This is a genomic window from Candidatus Pelagisphaera phototrophica (genome assembly GCF_014529625.1).
Taxonomy (GTDB): domain Bacteria; phylum Verrucomicrobiota; class Verrucomicrobiia; order Opitutales; family Opitutaceae; genus Pelagisphaera; species Pelagisphaera phototrophica.
Map to the genome: position 1 here is coordinate 3,964,123 of NZ_CP076039.1, position 21,119 is coordinate 3,985,241.

20 protein-coding genes and 1 tRNA gene are annotated in these 21,119 nt (G+C 50.0%); 15 read left to right on the forward strand and 6 right to left on the reverse strand.

The features are described 5' to 3' along the window. Positions 1–2: 2 nt before the first annotated feature. Positions 3–275: a hypothetical protein gene (locus tag GA004_RS17315; RefSeq protein ID WP_283395136.1), complete on the forward strand. Its 273-nt coding sequence runs from the start codon at positions 3–5 to the stop codon at positions 273–275. Between the two features lie 147 nt (positions 276–422). On the opposite strand, the gene GA004_RS17320 is transcribed toward GA004_RS17315, so the two are convergent. Beyond that, the gene (locus GA004_RS17320) at positions 423–1,022 is read right to left on the reverse strand and encodes a nuclear transport factor 2 family protein (RefSeq protein ID WP_283395137.1); all 600 of its coding nucleotides are present in this window, start codon (positions 1,020–1,022) and stop codon (positions 423–425) included. 430 nt (positions 1,023–1,452) lie between these two features. After that, on the reverse strand, positions 1,453–1,959 hold the full coding sequence (locus GA004_RS17325; RefSeq protein WP_283394142.1) for a hypothetical protein: 507 nt from the start codon (positions 1,957–1,959) through the stop codon (positions 1,453–1,455). Positions 1,960–2,213: 254 nt separating this feature from the next. Here GA004_RS17325 and GA004_RS17330 point away from each other — a divergent pair, with 254 nt between their 5' ends. The 7 genes from GA004_RS17330 to GA004_RS17360 all read left to right on the forward strand — a co-directional run bounded on the left by GA004_RS17330 (position 2,214) and on the right by GA004_RS17360 (position 10,591). Continuing rightward, positions 2,214–3,560 carry a sulfatase family protein gene (locus tag GA004_RS17330; protein WP_283395138.1) on the forward strand — a complete coding sequence of 449 codons (1,347 nt, stop codon included), beginning with the start codon at positions 2,214–2,216 and terminating at the stop codon, positions 3,558–3,560. Positions 3,561–3,968: 408 nt separating this feature from the next. After that, positions 3,969–5,207, forward strand: coding sequence for a right-handed parallel beta-helix repeat-containing protein (locus tag GA004_RS17335; RefSeq protein ID WP_283395139.1), 1,239 nt, complete (start codon positions 3,969–3,971; stop codon positions 5,205–5,207). Then, entirely contained in the window at positions 5,167–5,394 is a 228-nt protein-coding gene (locus GA004_RS17340; RefSeq protein WP_283395140.1) for a hypothetical protein, read from the forward strand. The genes GA004_RS17335 and GA004_RS17340 overlap by 41 nt, the downstream gene beginning before the upstream one ends. Before the next feature lie 948 nt (positions 5,395–6,342). Next, positions 6,343–7,872, forward strand: coding sequence for an FMN-binding glutamate synthase family protein (locus tag GA004_RS17345; RefSeq protein ID WP_283395141.1), 1,530 nt, complete (start codon positions 6,343–6,345; stop codon positions 7,870–7,872). Positions 7,873–7,901: 29 nt separating this feature from the next. After that, complete coding sequence (locus GA004_RS17350; RefSeq protein ID WP_283395142.1) at positions 7,902–8,327, forward strand: DoxX family protein; 426 nt, start codon at positions 7,902–7,904, stop codon at positions 8,325–8,327. A 207-nt stretch (positions 8,328–8,534) separates the two neighbouring features. Next, positions 8,535–9,284, forward strand: a complete 750-nt coding sequence (locus GA004_RS17355) for a hypothetical protein (protein WP_283395143.1) — start codon at positions 8,535–8,537, stop codon at positions 9,282–9,284. A 113-nt stretch (positions 9,285–9,397) separates the two neighbouring features. Next, positions 9,398–10,591 (forward strand): pyridoxal phosphate-dependent aminotransferase, encoded by a 1,194-nt coding sequence (locus tag GA004_RS17360; protein WP_283395144.1) that lies wholly within the window; start codon positions 9,398–9,400, stop codon positions 10,589–10,591. A 392-nt stretch (positions 10,592–10,983) separates the two neighbouring features. Here the strand turns inward: GA004_RS17360 and GA004_RS17365 are convergent, their stop codons facing one another. The 4 genes from GA004_RS17365 to GA004_RS17380 all read right to left on the reverse strand — a co-directional run bounded on the left by GA004_RS17365 (position 10,984) and on the right by GA004_RS17380 (position 13,719). After that, on the reverse strand, positions 10,984–11,304 hold the full coding sequence (locus tag GA004_RS17365) for a hypothetical protein (RefSeq protein WP_283395145.1): 321 nt from the start codon (positions 11,302–11,304) through the stop codon (positions 10,984–10,986). A gap of 166 nt (positions 11,305–11,470) precedes the next feature. Beyond that, positions 11,471–12,613: a tetratricopeptide repeat protein gene (locus tag GA004_RS17370; protein WP_283395146.1), complete on the reverse strand. Its 1,143-nt coding sequence runs from the start codon at positions 12,611–12,613 to the stop codon at positions 11,471–11,473. Between the two features lie 14 nt (positions 12,614–12,627). Beyond that, the gene (locus tag GA004_RS17375) at positions 12,628–13,044 is read right to left on the reverse strand and encodes a hypothetical protein (protein WP_283395147.1); all 417 of its coding nucleotides are present in this window, start codon (positions 13,042–13,044) and stop codon (positions 12,628–12,630) included. Positions 13,045–13,645: 601 nt separating this feature from the next. After that, positions 13,646–13,719, reverse strand: a tRNA-Gln gene (locus tag GA004_RS17380). A 115-nt stretch (positions 13,720–13,834) separates the two neighbouring features. Between GA004_RS17380 and pyrH the strand changes: the two genes are divergently transcribed. From pyrH to GA004_RS17415, 7 genes are all read left to right on the forward strand, one after another. Continuing rightward, positions 13,835–14,584: a UMP kinase gene (pyrH, locus tag GA004_RS17385; protein ID WP_283395148.1), complete on the forward strand. Its 750-nt coding sequence runs from the start codon at positions 13,835–13,837 to the stop codon at positions 14,582–14,584. 57 nt (positions 14,585–14,641) lie between these two features. Next, entirely contained in the window at positions 14,642–15,202 is a 561-nt protein-coding gene (gene frr / locus GA004_RS17390) for a ribosome recycling factor (RefSeq protein WP_283395149.1), read from the forward strand. 99 nt (positions 15,203–15,301) lie between these two features. Continuing rightward, a complete protein-coding gene (gene proB / locus GA004_RS17395; RefSeq protein ID WP_283395150.1) occupies positions 15,302–16,387 on the forward strand; it encodes a glutamate 5-kinase in 1,086 nt (361 codons plus the stop codon). A gap of 125 nt (positions 16,388–16,512) precedes the next feature. Further along, positions 16,513–18,513 carry an ATP-dependent helicase gene (locus GA004_RS17400; RefSeq protein ID WP_283395151.1) on the forward strand — a complete coding sequence of 667 codons (2,001 nt, stop codon included), beginning with the start codon at positions 16,513–16,515 and terminating at the stop codon, positions 18,511–18,513. A gap of 63 nt (positions 18,514–18,576) precedes the next feature. Further along, positions 18,577–19,032 (forward strand): hypothetical protein, encoded by a 456-nt coding sequence (locus tag GA004_RS17405; RefSeq protein ID WP_283395152.1) that lies wholly within the window; start codon positions 18,577–18,579, stop codon positions 19,030–19,032. A 40-nt stretch (positions 19,033–19,072) separates the two neighbouring features. After that, positions 19,073–19,945 (forward strand): DNA glycosylase, encoded by an 873-nt coding sequence (locus GA004_RS17410; RefSeq protein WP_283395153.1) that lies wholly within the window; start codon positions 19,073–19,075, stop codon positions 19,943–19,945. 133 nt (positions 19,946–20,078) lie between these two features. After that, positions 20,079–21,119 carry a hypothetical protein gene (locus tag GA004_RS17415; RefSeq protein ID WP_343218871.1) on the forward strand — a complete coding sequence of 347 codons (1,041 nt, stop codon included), beginning with the start codon at positions 20,079–20,081 and terminating at the stop codon, positions 21,117–21,119.

A 21,119-nucleotide genomic window follows, 5' to 3' on the forward strand; every position in this document is an offset into this window, starting at 1 on the left:
AAATGAAAATTTTCTCTGCCCATATTCTATTCTGTTGCGTTGCTCTCGCCGGATTCTCGGCTTCAGTAACCGCATTCCAGATACGTATTGCGAAATTCGATGTGGATGCAACCCCACCGGCTGGCTCGGAATTGGCCTACGATCCCGTTAGGAAACACGACGAGATCACCTTGCGCTGTCGAGGGCTCGCCATTCTTGGATCCGGAAAGCCGATCGTCATGTGCGCTATCGACTGGATAGGAGTGGCCAATGCCTCTCAGGATGTGGAAAGCTGAAGGCCACGTTCCGCGATATTTATTACGTTTCCACAGCTAAAGAAAAGAGCTGGCAACAAGCTCGCCGTATTGAAGAACGTAGGAAAGAGACGACGTTCACTAGGAATGTTGTTAGCCAAGAAGACTATGAAAAGGTCCTAGCTAAGGCTAGGGAGAGGATGGGGCAAGTCGCCTACCATAAAGACTTTTAGCTACTAAAAAGTCGCTATTGAATTCCTCAATGGATAAAATTTTACCATCCTTGAACTTAAAAAGCCATGAGTAATCATTATTGTACTGTCCGTATTTTCCCTTCGCTTCTCCTTTTTGCCGCACGGCAACTCCATTTTCATCCGCAATTATATCAGTCGTTTTAAGTTCTATCCCAAAGGGTAAAACCTTGGGGATATGAGCAAGCCATTCTGTAAAAAGCGATTCACTGTCATACGGCACTCCATAGGGGACTAAGGTGTCTGGAATTTTCCCCATGTAGGTGAATGTAAAGTCCTTATGGAATATCGGTTTTAATGCCTCTGGATCAGCAAGCAATTTCTCAAAGAACATTAGAGCCATTTGCTTATTTTCTTCTACCTTTTCAAACCTAAGCTGATTATCGGCATTCAATGTTAAAGAGGAAGCACTGATGATTAAAAAGAGACAGACTAATTGAATTAATTTCATAATACAATTATTGCAAAATCTGTGCCATAGACGATGATTTTCTGGGGCAGTTGCTGTGCTTATGGTGATGAAGGTGTTTGTTTTCATAATAGAAGCAAAATTAGGACTTGGCCTTCAACACAGCAATTTATTCTAGCCCTTACCGCATTTACAGCGTCGTTGTTGCATCGCTTTTGTTCTGAACCCATGTGATGAATTTTTCTCTCCAATCTGAACGACTGTAATTCGTTGAACTCTTGAAAGCATCCAAATCCGTTGCCCAATCTGAATTCCTCGTTCTAATATCCAAGCCTAGGAAGTCCCAGAGTGGTTGTCTGTTTACGGCCATTTCCATGCTGAACCGATAAGGTGCGAAGTTCATCAGGAAGATTTTGCGCCATTTTCTTGATTTGACTGCTACTCATAATGCATGAAAAAAGCGTTTAAGCGTCCGAGGGTTAATGTGTGGGCGTCTTCAATTCACAATCATGTCTATCAAAAGCAAATCCTTAATCACTATTAAGTAGATTGATTCCAGCTAAATTTCTTTCTCAATCCAATCCTCAAACTTATCCGACCAAGTGTCCCGAAGGAAGGTAGAAGATTCACGAAGATTGCTAACAAAATCGTTCATTTCTTTATCTCCCATTGGGATTTCTAACCACTCCCAGAGAGAAACTCTGTTGGCCGCGAAACTCATGCTTTCATCGAAGGCGATTTGATCGATCATCCCTCTGCCGTATTGAAAAAAAACATCTTCAAACCTTTGGTACCTTACTCGCTCAAACCAAAAAAGGCGCTCTTTTTCGAGTTCTGTGATCGACTCAAAATCCCCTTTTCGGAGCTTCAAATGCAGAGATAGAACATCGTTATCTCCATAAATATGACTGAACTCTTCCAGAATTGCGTTATCCCTAGCGAGTCGAACTTGAGATAAAGCTATTTCTGAGTTCTGTCTTAGTTCCAAAATTAAAAAAATGAGCCCTCCAAAGACGGCGACGTTACTAAGTACTGTAGTGAGAATTTGGACTGTGTTGGATTTCATAATGCCTTCGGCTTTAATGGAGGCACCTTCAAAACACAAATTTATTGGGAAGAAGCCGTGGCTTTATTTCAACACTACCGAAGACCTATATCTCGTACGGGCTTTTGTTATTCTTAGACCACTCAATAAATTTAGTTCGGATTGGGCTTCCTCTAAAGCCCTCTAATTTCGATGTCACCCGCTTTGTTCGTGCTTGCTCCGGTCTCCTTCAGCCGTTCCCATTAACCGTTCGCTTAGTCATCCCATCAACCGAAATGAATCTTTATCGCCGCTACGTCTTTTTATCACTGTATCTCTTCTTGTGGATGCCCGCTTCTTCCCAGCCGGCCGAAGAGCGCCGCCCCAATATCGTCTTCATGTTTGCGGACGATTTGGGTACGGGAGATTTGGGATGTTACGGGCATCCCTATGCGGTTACGCCCAACATCGATCGGCTCGCGGCTGAAGGCACACGATTCACCCGCCACTACGCCACGGGAGTAACCTGTTGCCCAAGCCGCACAGGGTTTATGACGAGCCACCATCCAGCCAGTTTCGATGCCAACATGGCGGATTTTGGCTTTGGCGACCGGATCACTATCACCGAACTACTCAACAACGAGGGGTATGCCACCGGGCATTTTGGTAAGTGGCACATTGGGGCGGACAGCGATGGCGTTCCCGAAGACCACTACGGTCTCGATGAGGTGAAGATCATCGGGAACTCGGATGGTTCTGACGGTCGCGACGATGGCCTTTTCGCAGCTGCCATTGATTTTATCAAACGGCATAAGGACGAGCCCTTCTATGTCAATATTTGGGGCCACATCACCCACTATCCGGTCCCACCATCGAAACGGATCCCTGAGGCGATCGCCAAACTCGAGATAGATGAATCGAAATTCGACTCTTACATGTCGGACAAATTCGAGAACACGCGTGAGTGGGGCTATTCCGTCGATGAGTGCTTCCGCAACTACCTGGCCGATGTTTATTCACTGGATTTCGCAGTGGGACGGGTGCTCCACTTACTCGATGAGCTCGAGCTCGCCGACAACACCATTGTGGTCTTTTCCAGTGATCAAGGAGCGGCTCCGAACGGCGACTACCAAAACGACCGCCAGCGAGCCATGGATAAGATTTTCAAGGCCAACATGCTTGGCTGGTCTGGCGGGTTAAGAGGGGGCAAACACGAAAAGTACGAAGGCGGTGTTCGGATACCGTTCATTATCCGTTGGCCAGGCCACGTTCCCCCCAGCCACGTCAATGGATCCAGCGTGCTTTCCGGTTTGGACTGGCTGCCCACCTTGTGCACCCTTACGGATACCTACTACGATCCCGCCCAATTCGAAGGACTCAATGTTGCCGACATCTGGCGGGGCGGCGACCGCAACCCGACTCGGGCGTTATTCTGGAGAGCGGGTGGAGACGCCGCTCTTCTCGAACCGTGGAAGCTCCACCTTACCCGAAAGGGACCCGAACTCTACAATTTGAGTAAAGACCCTCGAGAAAAGACCAATGTCGCTCGCTCGCATCCGGAGATTACCCAGCAACTCGCAACTGAGATCGAGAAGTGGCGCAAGACCCTTCCTGCCAAGGGCCAGCGTAAAGGCCGTTCTTGAGGGCGCCGCTTGCTCAGGTCACATATTAGAGGGGTAATCCTAAATTCAGGTTGAAACCCCATCTCGACCTCATACCTAACCGCTGATAAGATCGGAACAATTGCACCGAAAGGATAGACACATCCATTCCCTTTCAACAATCTATCATTAGTCACGTTCACCGCTATCCCCACCTACTGACTACTGCCCACTGTTATCGAGTCACCTATGGCCGCGTTACCCGACAGAGCGAAATGATCAAAATAGCCCAGCCCAATCCCAGACTTGCTTTTTAACCCTGTAAATACCCATCGCACCCAACCTGAAAAATTGAATTCCCGATCTAACATTCTATACTCTTTATTCCCTCCCAGCTCCCGACGAAGACCGAAATATTTCCGACCTCCGATCAGACGCAGTCCGCTACCCATGGGCACCCTCTCCTCGCTCTTGGCATTGATCTTCGCCAATGCCCTTCCGAATCTGAATGCTGAGGAAGGGGCGGCGACAGCCTATGTTGATCCAATCAATGGGGGGCCCGAGGGGGATGGTTCGTCCAAACGGCCCTGGCGCACACTTGAGGAAGTCATCAAAGCCGGTCTCCTGCCGCGACTCCCACCAGGCACGACTCTCAAGCTCAGGGATGGCTACCACGGTCGCGCGAAGTTCTCCGGCAACAATCCTCGGCCCTTAACCATCGAGGCCGATGAGGGGGCGCGACCCCGGCTTGCCCGATTCGAGATCGAAAAAGGGAGCGGCTGGATCATACGAGGTTTGGTGGTAAGCCCAACCTTTGCGAAAGAGGGGGAGCCTCCCTACAGAGGCACAATCCTGACGGTCGGGGAGCGTGGCCCAGCCCAGAACATCGTAGTCGAGGACTGTTTTGTTCACGATGGACTGGAGTCCAAGGACTGGGGGCCGAAGAAGTGGATGAGCCTCCACAACGGGATGTATCAGGGGAGACACGGGACGAAGCTGACGTTTCGTAATAACTTTGTCCTTAACACTCGCTTCGGAGTCCAACTGGCCTCCACTGAATCCCTCTTTCAAGGCAACGTGGTCAGCGACTTCTCGGGAGACGGCATACGCGTTATGCGCGATGGGATCACGTTGGAGAACAACGTCATCCGAAACGTCTATGTGGGCAGCGGTGACGGTGACCAGAACCACGATGATGCGATCCAGTGCTTCCTGTTCAATAAAGGAACCGGAACCGTCCGCAACATTACTTTACGAGGGAACCTCATAGTCAATTGGTCGGACGATCAACAACCGCTCAAAGGTACCTGCCAGGCCATCGGCTTTTTCGACGGGCCCCTCGTGAATTTCCTCGTGGAAGACAACGTCTGCCTTGTGAGCCACTACCACGGCGTATCTCTCTACGACGCCCAGAGTTCCAAGATTCTGAACAATGCCGTCATGACTCGGTGGGGAGGGAAGCTCCAACCCTGGGTCATGCTGGGGCAAAAGAAAAACCAAGCGATGAACAACCAAGTGCATGGTAATCTGGCCCATAGTTTCAATTTCAATGCCGACCCAAACGCCCGTGTATCGCAGAACAAGAGGGTCACGAAAAAAGCGTTCTATGCTCGCTATGATAAACTAGCCCAAAAGATCATCGAAAAATATGGCCAACACCACGCTGCCGCCAACCGGGACCGCCTTTAACCCAGCCCTTTCGGCATTTTGGGATACTGGCGTCGGGGCCTTGAGAGCAGAGGCTGATGTGATTACTCCAACTTTCGTCCTTGTTGATTTCCCAAACGGGGGTTTGCAGGCCGCAAAAAAAGCCCAAAAGCAGCAGCCTCGGGCATTTGGAAATAACGAACCCAACGAACTACTCAGCAACCACTAGCCGCGGCGAGAGCCCCTTTCTCAACTGGTCCGATCTTGTCCGCAGTAGTGGTACTCATGGGGCTGAGTTCCCATATAAAGCGGTCACTGAAGTCGTCGATGTCGCTGGTGCATGTGACAATCGAAGTGCAACTTAATGTGCTGATCTAATTCCTGATCACGTCACTGTCGGTCGCTGTGGTGTTTTTGTCAGCGACTTCCTTGTTGAAGTCTTGATAGTCGATTCCCTTACGCTCGAATTGTACCTCCGGCCGCTTCTTTCATCATCGTCCGGACGATACCCTGGCACGAATCAGCATTCCATTATGTACTTCACTCATCCAGGCGGGCTGCCTAAGTTTAGTCAAATTGGCTAACGCTGAGACAATGACCCTTCAAACCACTATCCCCAAAAGCTTACTAGTGGAAATCAAAATTATGTGGCAAAAAATCTTCGGCGGCTGGGAAGGGATTATTTAATGCAGTTGGAGTGCCATAAAGTGAGCTCAGGATAGTTGAGGTCTTCCAGCGACTACTGCTTCCACACCTCACTCTTTGCTGTAATTTTCACATTTCAAGATTGGTCGGGGTTCGGATCGAAAATGGGGTAGTTATTCCGTTCCGGGAATGCAGGGTGGTAATGGCAAATATTCTTGCCAATGCCGGTACTGCTTCCGGGGCTCTACTTTTGATCAGGTTTACGTTTTCAGAGGGATTAGCCAGGACGTCCACTAACTTCACCCTCTGTTTATTGGGGCAATGGATTTAGCCAATCGAATTGATATAGAGCTCGAACTCCGCTTGCACCTTGCGGTCCTCGTTCCAGTTACTGATCCGAACCGCAATGAGGATACCAACGATAATCTATCAACACAATTGAATTTCCTATCAACCTTGCAAAGCCTCTCGAAATATCAGATAACGAGTATAGCTTTCTACGCAATAACCTCAAACGATCCGCCCTATGCCAATGACTGGCAAACTTGTCGTAAACCTTCACAAGCTTTCCCGCTTCACCAATCTCGCGATTCCGATTTTGGCCGGACTGTTCTTCTTAGCTGGGCTCAGGATCTCGTTTTATTTTCACTTTCTCACCGTAGCCTTTATTTTCCTAAGCTCTCTCAACGCCTTCTATCTGTTTGCCCAAAAAGGGCACGCTATTCTACGCAATTTCGGAATTCTGGGCCAAGGTCGGTATGTCCTTGAGAGCATTGGACCTGAGCTGAGACAGTATCTATATTTGAGCGACACTGAAGAACGGCCTTTTAACCGAAACGAGCGATCTGAAGTCTACCGCAAAGCCCAAAATATCAATTCCGCATCTTCTTTCGGGTCACAAAAGGATTTCGACTCCACCGAAGTAAAGATAAGGCACGCGATGTTTCCTATCCGAAAAGCCGAGCTAAAATCTGCCGGTGTCACCTTTGGGGAAGAACGCGGCTGTACTAATCCCTATACGTTAAAGCGCCCTTTCATTATTAGTGCCATGAGTTTTGGATCTCTCGGACAGAGTGCAGTTCGGTCATTTGCTCGCGGGGCCAAGCTAGCAGGAACCTTGATGAATACCGGCGAAGGGGGCTACCCCAAGTACCACCTAGAGGAAGGCTGTGATCTGATTTTCCAAATGGGGACCGCGAAGTTCGGCGTGCGCACTGAAGATGGGCACCTCGAAGACCAGAAGCTTCGTGATCTCGCCAAAAAAGATTCAATCAAAATGATCGAAATCAAATTTTCTCAAGGAGCAAAACCGGGCAAGGGAGGTTTGCTGCCTAAAGAAAAGATTACCCCTGAAATCTCTGCCCTAAGAGGAGTCCCAATGGGAGAGAATGTCGTTTCACCCCCTAGCCATATTGAATGCGTGGATCTGGAAAGCAGCGTTAGGTTCATCCAACAGGTCCAAGAGACCTCTCAGCTCCCCGTCGGAATCAAGATGTGTATTGGAAACCCAGCCGAGTTTGAAGGACTCGTATCCGAAATGAAACGACAGGACGTATTTCCAGACTGGATTACCATTGATGGAGCAGAGGGAGGCACTGGAGCAGCTCCCAAGGCATTTATGGATCGAGTTGGGCTTCCCCTTTTCCCTGCCCTGAAAAAAGTGGATGACATCCTGACCGAGCATGATGTCCGCAATCGACTGAAGATCATAGCATCCGGCAAACTGGTGGGGGCCGGGCGCCAACTCATCGCTTTTTGTCTTGGAGCCGACGTGGTCGCCTCGGCCCGGGGATTCATGCTATCGATCGGCTGTATCCAAGCCATGCAATGCGGCAGCAATACCTGTCCGGTCGGCATCACGACTCATGATCCGGAATTGGAGAGGGGTCTCGATATCGATTTAAAATCAAAACGAGTTGCCCACTATGTAGACAATCTGGAGCACGATTTGCAGGAGTTGCTCTGCGCAACGGGATGCCGTTCGGTTCAGGAACTTTCCTTCGAGCATCTGTACGTGCCCAAAGGCTCTACCCTGAATACCTTCCTTAGCAGCTCGAACTAGCGATCAATGCCTAACCTCCAATGACTATCATGAACAATCGGTCTTCCTCTATCGTCTCATGGATCGCTCAAATTGTAGCGGTCATCATTATGGGCCAAACACTCTTCTTCAAATTCAGCGGCGCCTCTGAATCGGTGCAACTCTTCACAGAACTCGAAATGGAGCCCGAGGGGCGTGTTTTAATCGGCATTCTCGAACTCGTTGCCTGTATCCTGCTGCTAGTTCCTTCCAGCATTACGTTTGGAGCCATGCTGGGTTCTGGCCTGATGATGGGCGCGATCATCGGCCATTTCACCAAGCTTGGCTGGGAAGGCGAGCGCTTTCAGTTCGGCATGCTCGCAGTGGTCGTACTTGTCGCCTGTTCAATCATCTTGTTGATCCGAAGGCATACCATTCCCCTGCTCGGCTACGCACTCTATGAACGAGGATCATCTAACCAGACGGACGGGGATTAGTTCTTTTTGTCTGTTTTCTGAAGCATTTCAGGAGACAGTGCCCATTCCGGTGAGCATAGATTTCACTTCCCATTAGAAATTGAATATCAGGGCCTTACATTTCCATTAAAAGGGTCTCAGCCTCGATTAAAAATACCTTTTTCAGTAAATTATAAGAAAATGATGTTTTTTTGAATGCTTCGACCGGAAACGCATCTAATCCCCACGATGCGGAATTCTCGAGGCAACTATACCTTGGACCAGCTTCTAAAAGTGAAGCGCGCAGAAAATCCGTCTCCTGCTTTCTGGAACCGGTTTGAAAACAATCTCCGAATAAAACAGAGACGGCTTCTCCAACTGCAGCCGGTAGAGGATCTCGGAGCAGGAGTAAGCGGATGGCCGCGATTTCGGAACTTTGGTCTACTTTGTGGAGCGGCCACATCCTGCGGGGTAGTTGGTTTCTTGGTTATGCAAATGCTAAACCCAGCATACGTCGCTAATGCGGTTAAAGAACCTTTACCTTCTCAAGAAATCATGGTGGCTGAAATGGAAAGTCCGGCCAATCTCATCGAGCCTGAAACTCATGGGCCTGTGTTTTTTGAAGTGGCGCGTGCCGAAGTTGCCCTTTCCAACATTCCAGAGAACACCGACACCCCCATTCAAACCACTGCGTTGGCATACGCAAAATCGATTCCCGCATCACCCCTCCTGGACGCCTATGTTCTTGAAATCGAGACCCCTTACCAATCGATCAATATCGACGATACCATCGCCTTCAATGCTAATGAAAACATCACTTCTCGTCTAATGGAAAAGTATATACATCCCCTCAGTGACCGGGGCTGGAAATTTACTCAGTTCGCATCCCACCAGTCCGTTCCGCTCAATCGAGTGTCTGCCATGGCCTTCGATTCAAGGCTTTTTGACAGCGATTCCAGAAGCGATGTCAAATGGAACGCTTTGACCCTTAGGTTTTAGACGAGCTTCGACTGACAGATGGTGGTTTCAGAAATATTGAGACCACAATAAAAAGGGTTCATTGCTTATTCCGAGTCCGTGGCTCTTTCCCGGCTTGCGTTCTAGCTCTCGAAATGTCGATTTACTACGCATTCGCCATGAACTTCGCCGCCCGAATCCAAAACCTCAAATCAGAAGGCGCCTATCGAGTGATGGGACTGGCTCAAGCCCTCGAGAAGGGAGGCCGCGACATCGTTCATCTGGAAATCGGACAACCTGATTTCAGTACCTTCCCGCCAATCGCTGAGGAAGGAAAGAGAGCCATCGACGCGGGCTTCACCCGATACAACCCTTCCGAAGGATACGCAGACCTGCGAGAGGCGATCGCGAACTACTCGAAAACCAGAGGGATCCATGCAAGCCCTTCGCAGGTGGTAGTCGGGCCCGGAGCCAAACCCGTTCTCTTGTTCCCGTTACTTGCGCTTCTCGAAAAAGGGGACGAGGTTCTTTTCCCGGATCCCGGATTTCCTTCCTACCCTGCCGATATTGAAATAGCCGGTGGAGTACCGGTTTCAGTACCACTGGTAGAGGCCAACAGTTTCTCTTTCGACTTGGACGAACTCGAAAGTCGTATCACTGAAAAAACGAAAATTCTGATACTTAATTCTCCCGCCAATCCCACTGGTGGAGTCATCTCGAAGGCCGATTTAATGGCAATCGCCGCCCTCGCTAAGAAACACGACTTCTGGGTGCTGAGCGATGAAATCTACTCACGCCTTGTCTACAGTGATTCCCCTGCGGACAGTATCTATGCACTGGAAGGCATGAGCGAGCGTACCCTAATTGTAGACGGGTTTTCCAAATCCTATGCCATGACCGGATGGCGGCTCGGCTACGCGATCATGCCCGAAGCCCTCGCGGAAAAAGTGTCGCTTTTGCTTACGCATGCAGTCGGCTGCACGGCTGGATTCACGCAACGAGCGGGCATCGTTGCGATTCAACAGTGCGACGAAGCGGTATCCGATATCGTGAAGACCTATCAGCAAAGGCGCAATGAATTCGTGCGCGGACTCAATCAGATTGACGGATTTAACTGCCGCCTTCCTGAAGGCGCTTTCTACGCATTTCCCAACGTTTCCGAAGTTGGAATACCTTCGCCGGTTTTGGCGGAGAGACTGCTAAATGAGGGGGGGGTCGCCTGCGTCTCAGGAACGGATTTTGGGATCAATGGCGAAGGCTATCTCCGATTTAGCTACGCCGCGTCTAGAGAACAGCTGGCGAGAGCGGTCGACCGAATTGGGTCATTTGTTTCAAAACTGAATAAGTAACCGAATTGGAACTACGCCAAAACCCAAGGAACAGGGTATATCTCAAACAGGCCCACGCCTTTATGATCGGTCACTGTATCCAAAACACATGTATAGAGACCTGGTGGTAATACTGCAACCATCGCTGAATCATTCGACCCCAACTTGAGATCGAAAGCACCCACTTGGCTCGATAGATCAATAACCTCCCCGACCTGGCCACCCATGTCTCATTCGATGCGATCAGAGTTCCCTCAATATTATACAAAGTAATTCTAGGTTTTTCTAAAACCGCTTCCACACCCAGTTCTTTCAAGCCCGTAGCCGATGATGCTCTAATTTTTCCTCCAACGAGAATAGGGAACCTCATCGCTGTATGACGAACGATCCTTCTCAACTGATATCTATTTCCATCAGGGGACCCTTCCGTCCGCCTGCTCGACAAAACCAGTGCATCTTCCCAGCGGCCAACCGCCTTGATTTTGATGGGCATCGCTCGATTCTCGAGACAATCCATCGATCTCTGGATTTTGAGTGAGAACCTCGTCTACCGATTCTTGTATGAGACCAAACTTACCCGCCTTATTGTGATCCGTCGTGCTAGACTCTCGAGTTGATTCACACAGCCAAACGGCTACGATTGCCGCTAACAGAATTCCCGAAATTTTGACTGGCTGACTTGAATTCACTATCGCCCTAGACAATCGACGTTTTTCAAAAGATCGAATTGCCATCCTATCTATCGGGCTAACGCCGACTAATTTTAGCTAGACTCGCAACAACGACCCTAGGCTTAATGTAAACCCGAGTAAACGAACCATAAATCGGCCTCCAACTAAATAATGTGCAGCCGCTTGAGGCATAATCTAACGATCGAGGCCTTTACTGCGAAAGTTGAGCCTATTCTTCGTCTCTATCCATTTCATTTAGAATACGCTCCGACGCCTTGAAGGCTTCCGAATTATCCCGACGTTTCACTTTAGCAAATTCCACCCTCGCCTCTCCCCTTCGACCTAGATGCAGGATCGCATTCGCATACAGCATCTGCGCCCAGGCGCGTAGTTCCTTCTCCGACGGTTCAACGGTTTCCAACAATACGCTTCCCTTCTCAAGTGCGATCTCCGGCTTTTCCAGTTGAATGGCCACGTTGCCCGAGTGAAGCATCACCCAATCCCGCATTTCCCCTATGTAACTGATTTCGGGAATCGACAGGATGTACTGGTACCCTTCGAACGCTTCCTTAAATCGCTCCGTTTTGCGATCCAGATCGGCCCGCATTGCGAGGGCGTCTACGTTTCGAGGAAATCGCTCAATGAAGCGATCCAGAATTTCTCTAGCCGCCTCTTTATCCTCTAACAACACCCATTGAACGCTAATTTGATAATACAGACTTTCATATCGGGTCAGGAACCCTTTCGTCTCCGAGTCTTTCAGCTGCTGTAGACCGAGCTCCATGTCGCCGGAAAACCGCAAAAGGGCCGCGAGCGGCTTGAGGTATGAAGGTGTTTTGTCCAGAAAGCAATTCGCTACACCCAGAGGCATTTTCGCGTCATGGAAATCTGGATGCTCTTTCAGAATCGCTTTCAAATGTCCCAAACCTGAAGTCGCCTTGAAAAACCCACTGAACCAACGCCGATGGTCAATGTAGTAACGGGCCAAATTGAGCTCGCACATCCCCAGAACATAGCGAGCTTCATGATCCTGAGGGTTTCGATTATAGTAGTTCTTTGCTGCTTCGATTGCGAGGTCAGACGCCTCTTGAAACTGCTCGGAGATTTCCGTATCAGATCCTTCGGCATAATCGTCGAGCCGAAAGAGCCGGGCGGCCTTCAAACAGAGTCCCAATGGCGATTCAGGGAAGTCTACAATGATCTGCTCAATCAACTTCGGCGTTCTCAGGTCGAGATTATAGCCCAATTCCATTACCTCTTCGACCACCTCTCGGGGAACCCCCAAAAAATCCTCCGCACAAAGTGAACTGGTGAATGAAATGGCTTCCCAGAAAAGGATCACCATGAGGCATTGTCTTCCCCTGAACCTCATTTTTCTCAACCGAATCAAAAGGAGCCGCCCCCCTTTTGCGCCCTTTCATTCTCCTGGATGAGCCACTGTAAGGAAACTGCCTCCATTATGCTATATTCATCTTTCAAGGGCCCATACTTCTCGAAGAGATAAACGATCAGCGAAAGCATCTGAGGTCGATGCACGATTATCAACATCTGATTTCCACCTTGGATCGATTCGTCGACCCCATCGCCCATGAACAAATTCACCGCATCGAAGGCAGAACAAGCCGACTTCCCCGCATTATCGAAATGATCTTCGTAGCGACAGTGCGGTTCAACGTAGCAGCGAACCAACTCGTGAGGATCGTTGAATATGTCGCTCAGCATACTAATGGAGCCGGAATGCTTTCGCTCCGTCTTCAATAGCGCATCCTCCAATGGCCCAAGCCAATCCGATGAGATATACATGTAGGTTCTTCCTGATACTGAGTTTGTCGAGACAGCCTCTCGAAACCCTGTCTAGTTAAATCTTTCGGCTAATCAAAGAAGAAATGAAACGGTTATGAATTGCGGTTCGATTTCGAAATATTTCGTGATTTAAAGTGCAAGAATCACCGACCGCGTCCAACCCGCAGAGGTTAGTTCACCGAGCTCAGGTCCACACCCTGACAATTCTATACGGATTAGATTTCCAAAGACGCTTTCTCGCAAACGCTTTGCCAGATTCAGACTTGAGATAGCGTTCGAAATCCAAGGCAATCTCCTTCTTTTCGAACGCTGATTAGAAAATCAACTTCTAGGTTCGATAGGGTGCAGTGGAAACATTTCTGCCCTGATTGTGATCTGGAAAACGTTGCTTTGAACCTTCCCTAACCCCAGTGTACGATCGATCCGGATATTTGACAATCCGAATCCTATAGACGTAAAACATACTAAAACGTCATCGCCCTAATAGGCTTGTTCAAGCTTCGAAGGGCATCCTTCGCAGACCAATGCGAAACACCGCATCGCCCGAAACGTCATTCCCCAGAGGAGAAAAGGCGTGCCATCCGAAACTTCACGCGAAGGATGGCAGCCCGACAGGGGTTCGAACCCCGACCGCCTGGACCAAAACCAGGTGTGCTACCATTACACCATCAGGCTGTTAATGGCCGCATAAGTTGCGAAGACTTCCCTACCTCGTCAAGCGCTGAAATGGACGAAGTTTACAAAACCCAGCATTGACGACCTTAAGACCTTATGGCTTAACGAGTTTTTAATGTCCTCTGACTCAAACTCCTGCGAAAAACCCAAGTATAAACGTATCATTCTCAAGCTAAGCGGCGAAGTGCTGCGAAGCCCCGAAACGGGTGATCCGATCGATTGGGATATTCTGAAACGAATCTGCGAGCAGATTAAGGACATTCGCTCTCTGGGGACCGAGGTGTGCATCGTTATTGGAGGCGGGAATATTTTTCGTGGCCTGTCTGGCTCCAAGGACCGAGGAGTCGATCGGACCACTGGCGACTACATGGGTATGCTCTCAACTGTCATCAACGGCCTCGCGTTCATGGAGTGCCTCGAGAAGATGGGCGTGGTCACACGCGTTCAAACCTCGATACCCATGAATCAGGTAGCCGAGCCTTTCATCCTTCGTCGGGCCATAAGACACCTGGAAAAAGGGAGGGTCGTCATTTTCGTCGCCGGCACCGGCAATCCCTACTTTTCCACTGATACCACCGCGGCCTTGCGAGCGAGCGAGATCCAGGCGGAAGTCATCATGAAAGCGACTAAAGTCGATGGCATTTACGACAAGGATCCGATGAAACACGATGACGCCATCCGCTACGACAAGCTCAGCTACATCGACGCTCTCCAGCAGAGACTGAATATACTCGATTCCACCGCATTCTCTCTTTGCATGGACAACGAAGTGCCCATTCTCGTGTTCAGCCTCAACGAGGCAGGCAGCATCCGACGAGCGATTCTGGGAGAAAAGGTCGGTACGCTCGTCTGCTCCGATGATTAAATTTTTGATTTTAAAAGAAGTATAAAACCTCTAACTAAACCTGAAAACGAATACGCTATGGACGAAGATGAAATCTTTTTGAATTTCGAGGAAGGTGTCGAAAAAGCGACCGAACACGCCGCACATGAGTTCTCAGCCGTAAACACCGGCAAAGCCAATCCTCACATGGTCGAGGGAATCATGGTCGAAGCCTATGGCAGCACCATGCCGATTCGAGACATGGCCGCCATTTCAACCCCCGACACTCGAACGATCGCGATCACTCCCTGGGACAAGGGCACGTTGAAAGCCATCGAGAAGGCTATCCAAACTTCAAATATTGGCATCACCCCTGCAATTATGGGCGACATAATCCGGCTTCCCCTCCCAGAGCTTACCGGAGATCGGAGACAAGAGCTCGTTAAATTGGTGAGCAAACATGCCGAGGACGCCCGCGTGGGAGTCAGAAAGGCGCGTCACAACGCCATGGATGCCATTAAGAAGCTGCAAAAGGATGGAGAGATCTCCGAAGACGATCTCAAGCGTTGCGAAAAGGAAATCCAGACGGGAACGGATAACGGCATCAAAAAGATAAACGATCTCCTCGCGGCCAAGGAGAAGGACCTCTTGACGGTTTAAGCACCCCTTCGCCAAGGTCTAAGCTCATTCGCTTGAAGCCCATTAGTCGATAGCTCGCAAAAAGCTAAGGACTAACCCGCTACTTGCTACCAATCTAAAATGCAACGTATCGTCATAAAGCTTGGCACCGGTATTTTAACCAAAGGTATCGGTGAGATTGATACGGTACGCATCCAGTCCATCTGTAGCCAGATAGCGGAACTGAGAAATCGGAACATTGAAGTCCTAGTCGTCAGCTCCGGAGCCATCGGCATGGGAATGGGCAATCTTAAACTGAGAAGCCGACCCTCAACCCTCCCCAAGCAGCAGGCCTGCGCTTCCATTGGCCAAAGCCGGCTGATCCAGTGCTGGCAAAACGGTCTGGATCCCTACGATCTTTTGGTCGGCCAAATTCTGCTTACTCACGAAGGACTCCGCATTCGGAATCGCTATGTCAATGCCAAGGCTACGATCGACCAGCTTCTCAGCTACAACGTAGTACCCATTATCAACGAGAACGATTCCGTCAGCGCATTCGAAATTAGATTTGGCAACAACGACACACTGGGAGCAATGGTGGCTTCCTTAGCTGAAGCCAGTCAACTCATGGTCCTTTCGACCGCGCCTGGACTGATCGACATGGACGGAACCGGGGAGATTGTTCCTGTCGTCGAGAACATAGATTCGAAAATAGAGTCGATGGCCAAGGGTACCAACTCCCCAACCGCGGTAGGCGGGATGATCCCGAAAATCCAAGCCGCGAAGATCGCTACCGCTGCCGGGTGCGAGACCTTCATTGCGGATGGATCGGCGGAGAATATAATTTTAAGACTGATCGACGGAGAAAGTATCGGGACTCGCTTTGTGGCCAGCAAGGCCCCATTAGTATCCAAAAAACGGTGGCTCGCTTATTTCCAACGCCCCCTCGGCTCGATACAAATCGATACCGGAGCGTGCAATGCTCTCATACGTGAGGAACGCAGCTTACTGGCTGCTGGTATCACAAAATGCGACGGTAACTTTCATGCGGGTGACGTCATCGATGTCGTTAGTCAGGACGGGGTACCGATTGCCCGAGGGGAATGCTCCTATTCAAGTCACGAGATTCATCAAATCGCAGGAAAAGCACTTATAGAGATTGAAGCCCTTTTCTCTGACCGGACGCGGTTCGAAGTTATCCATCGCGACGCACTTGTGCTGCTGTAGCCGATTTCCTGTTCGAACGTCTATCTCACCATGGATGGGATTCCGACCAACGGGGAAAAGATAAATTCGGGCGTATAAGAGAAAAGTCTTCTTCGATCTTCCTTTTTCATTCTTACTTCCCCCAAATGGACTTCAATCTCCCAGCGACTCCCCCCTCGATCGACATTCCTTCGATAGACTTTCGGGGTGATCTCAATGATGAGCAGTACGCTGCCGTAACCGCAGAGCCCGGCCCCCTCCTCATTTTAGCAGGTGCCGGTAGTGGTAAGACCCGTACCCTAACCTATCGTGTCGCCTATCTGCTCTCACAGGGGGTCAGCCCCAATGACATTCTGCTTCTTACGTTCACTAACAAGGCCGCAAAGGAAATGCTCAAGCGGGTCGAGGATCTGACCGGGTTTGAGCCGCGCCGCTTCTGGGGGGGGACTTTCCACAGCATTGGCCATCGGTTGCTCCGCATACATAGCGAATCTGTTGGTCTAGCCAAGAATTTCACCATTCTCGATGCGGGTGAAGCGGAATCCGTTCTGAAAGGGGCGGTCGAAGCCATCGACAATAGTTTCTTCAAGGACAAGACTCGCCCGAAACCGGGCCCCCTCTCCTCCGTCATCAGCATGGCGCGCAATACGCGAGGCACCATCGAGGAAACCATTATCAACTACTTTCCCCAACACAATGAGTTGGTGGATCAGATACAGTCCTTTTCCGAAGTCTATGCCAAACGAAAGCAGGAGCAGCAAGTGGTCGACTATGACGACCTGCTGACCAATTGGCTCAAACTCATGGAGGTCGCTCCTGAGGTAAAAGAATACTACAATCAACGATTTCGTCACACTCTGGTCGATGAGTACCAGGACACTAATACGCTTCAGGCCAAAATCGTCGATACGATGGGTGCCAATCACCAAATCATGGCAGTGGGAGACGATGCTCAGTGCATCTATTCCTGGCGAGGCGCGAACTACGAAAACATCATGACTTTCCCGGATCGCCATCCGGAAACTCGTATTCTTCGAATCGAGACAAACTATCGCAGTACACCGGAGATATTGACCCTAGCGAATTCCGTTATCCAGAACAGGACCACGCAAGGGTTCGACAAAGAGCTGCGGGCCTTCAAGCCCTCGAGGCAGGTCCCTTACGTGGTTCAGGCAATGGATGGCAAGGAACAAGCCCAGTTTGTCATAACGCGTATTCAGGGACTTCTCGAAGAGGGGAAAGAGGCTAGCGAGATCGCCGTCCTCTATCGAGCCCACTATCAGTCTCTTGACTTGCAGATGGAGCTCTCCAGGGCGGGTCTCCCCTATCAAATCACCAGTGGCGTCCGGTTTTTTGAACAGGCTCACATCAAGGATATGGTCGCTCACTTGCGACTGGTCTACAATCCGAGAGACGTATCCGCTTTTATGCGACTCGCCGTATTGCTTCCCAAAGTTGGCGAGAAAAACGGTCAGAAGCTCTACGCTCTCACCGCAGAGGTGGCCAAGTCAAAAAGACTCGACTTCATCGACGCCATGAGCGATCCCTCAGTAACCAAAAAAGCTCCCGCCGCGGCGCGGCAAGACTGGGAATCACTCGCCATCAGTCTCCAGGATATGAAAAAGGCCAACGAGTCCGGTTCTCCCGAAGAAGTCGTGGAGATTGGTCTCGAAGGTTGGTACAGCCTCTACCTTCAGGGAGCGTACGCCAACTACGTCAACCGCTTGGATGACCTCAAATCGCTCATCGGATTCGCCGCCCGGTTTGAAGAGATGCAGGAGCTCATCGCTCAAATCACTCTGCTCAATTCCGAAGTCGCGGACCGCAATATGGAGGATAGCGACCAGTCGATCCGACTCACCACCGTTCATCAAGCCAAAGGTCTCGAATTTGATGTCGTCTTTGTCATCGGAGCGGCCGATGGGCTTTTCCCCATTCGGAGATCCATTGAGGCGGGAGATACCGAAGAGGAAAGGCGACTCTTCTACGTCGCAGTCACCCGGGCTCGCGATGAACTTTACCTACTTTTCCCTAAGATGAATACCAAAGGGGGACCGTCCATGTTCCTCACCCCGAGCCGGTTCCTCCAGGAGATTCCCCATGAGCTCTACGAGCCGGTTCGTATCCGCCGCAACTATGGCTGGTAATTTTTCGCCTTCTTTCCAATTGTGGAACCCTCAGCATCCCTTTCAGTCTCTTCACCTAAGAATATGAAACTCATTCTCTCACTTCTAGTTTTTGCAGCCATCGGAGCCTCGTCCCAGGCCGCTGAGATCATTTTTTCCGATCGGCGCGACGAAGACTCCTTCAAGCGAATCTCTGAGCACCTCACCGGGAAGGAAAATCCTGGAAGGTATGACATCGCCCGCACCGATCCGTCGCAACGCAACGGATACTATGTTGGCCTAAAACTGGATACGAAGGATCAAGCCAGGAATGCTGCATCAATTCGGATCCATTTCGTTCGACCGGGTTCCCAGGATATCGAGACCAAGACAATCGACATTGAGCCAATCAAGAAAAAGCGGGCACTCGTGGGACTCACCGACGGTATTTGGGGCACTAGCGAAACTACCCCCACGGCTTGGAAAATCGAGATTCTCGATACAAACGGAACCACTCTCTCAAGCTCCCAGAGCTTTTTGTGGTCGAGCGTTTCCGCTTAGTCGTAAGAACTCTCCCAAAAACCTTGGATCGAAATCTCGTATGCGTTGGACCCACTGGCAAACGCTCATACTCAAAACTCCGTTTTCAGATCTTTCATTTCAAGAGACCCTGATTGGCGGACAAGCGTTCCGGTGGTCTTACAATGAAATAGACCAATGCTGGCAAGGGATTTGGTCTCAGAGTTTCACCCAGTTAAGACTGAATACAGAAGAATCGATTGAGTGCCGTTTTCCAGAGGAATCAGAAGCGAACGCAACAGAATCTCTCCACCAATACTTGCTTGTTGATACCGATTGGTCGGACCTCACAGAGCAACTCCCTTGGCGAAGCGACCCAGCGCTAGCTGACGCTATCTACGCTTTTCGTGGCTTGCGTCTTTTGAACCAGCCTTTTGCTGAGACCTTGCTTTGCTTTCTTTGCTCGGCGACCAAACAGATTCCCCAAATTAAAATCATGTGCGAGAACATGGCACGTGAAATTGGGTCCGAGATTATTCCCGGAGGCCCGCACGCCCTTCCAACCTGGGAGCAACTATCCAAAACGAGCGAGTCAGTCCTTCGGTCACTCGGACTAGGTTTTCGGGCAAAGAATATAAAGCAAACCGCCGATCTCATTGCGGGATCGAACAAGATACTAGAAGAAATCGAAGGGCTTCCCTATAAAGAGGCGAAAGAGGAACTCATCAAATTTCCTGGTGTAGGTTCGAAGATCGCCGACTGCACCCTCCTTTTCGGAGCCCAGAAATACCAAGCCTTTCCTGTTGATACGTGGATTTTGAAGGTCCTAAAAAACCGCTACAAACTCGAGGGCTGGAGCAAGGACCAGCTTGAGCACTTTGGCAGAGTGCATCTCGGTCCGCTAGCAGGCTATGCCCAGCAATTCCTATTCGCCTACGAGAGAGCTCAGCGATAAGAACGTCAATTCGGGAGACGTGCTTATTGGCCTTGTCGCTGCCGAACAATAAGCTAAGTTCTTAACGACTCGCTTCTCTGTGGACAACCAAGACACAAATCCAAACTTTCTCGTTAAGTCTCTCGGCGAAACAATTCAAAAGCAGCGTTCCGGAACTCCTCGAAAGCCTGCCTTCCCGATCAGCGACACGCTTCGCTATTACCTGACAAATTTCAATCGGGAGAACCGCCTTCCGGTATCTTACAACGACCTCGAGCAGTTTTCGGCTGCTGCTGCCCTTTATGACGATGACGATCAAGATACTCTATGGAAAACGGTCATATACGATCATGTCCTGATCGCTAAGATTTCCGACGGGCTCAAGCGCGTTTACGCGATTATCAAAGCCGGTGGTGATCTTTCCGTCATTCAACATCTCTACGTCGACCGGATCGACTACTGCGAGTTCGGTAATTCCAAGCCCTTCCGAATTCGAATCGTCAATTCAAGGAACGACAACCAGGACTACTTCTACGTCAAGAAGGCGGATGCTTCTCGAATTTACGGCCTCGAACTCGAACACCTCCTTTCTCCGAATCGGATGCACTTCATCACGGACCGTGACACGCTCATCGAAGAGCACATCGTGGGCCTGCCAGGAGATATGTTTATCGATTCCTGGCTCGACAACAAACAGCTCAAAGCGATCCGAATTGCCAAGGAACTGATAAAGTTTAACGAGCGATGCTTTGTCCGCCTACTCGGAGACATGCGTCCCTATAACTTCATCGTCGATATCACTCCTGACTTCGAAGGCACGCAAATCCGTATCCGGGCCATGGACTTCGACCAGCAATCTTATGACGGAAGAAAGAATTTCTATTTGCCACAATTTTTCAAAGAAAACAACCCGCTCGTCGGGTTCTGCGTCAGTCACATCGACGCGGATACCGCCCATCAATACCAGAGTGAGGAGCAGCATTTGATCGCTCGTAGAATGAAGACAAGCAAGCTGCGCATAAAGGGTCTCCTCGAATCAATGTCAAAAGACACGCTCGCTCCTATTGAAAATGTCCATCAACTACGTCAAGAGCTAGCCCATCACTACAAGGACGACGACTTCCTCAAAGGGCAGACTATGGGCGGACTCGTACGCCAGAGCCTCCAGAGAATATATGAGTCGAAAGGCGTTTAG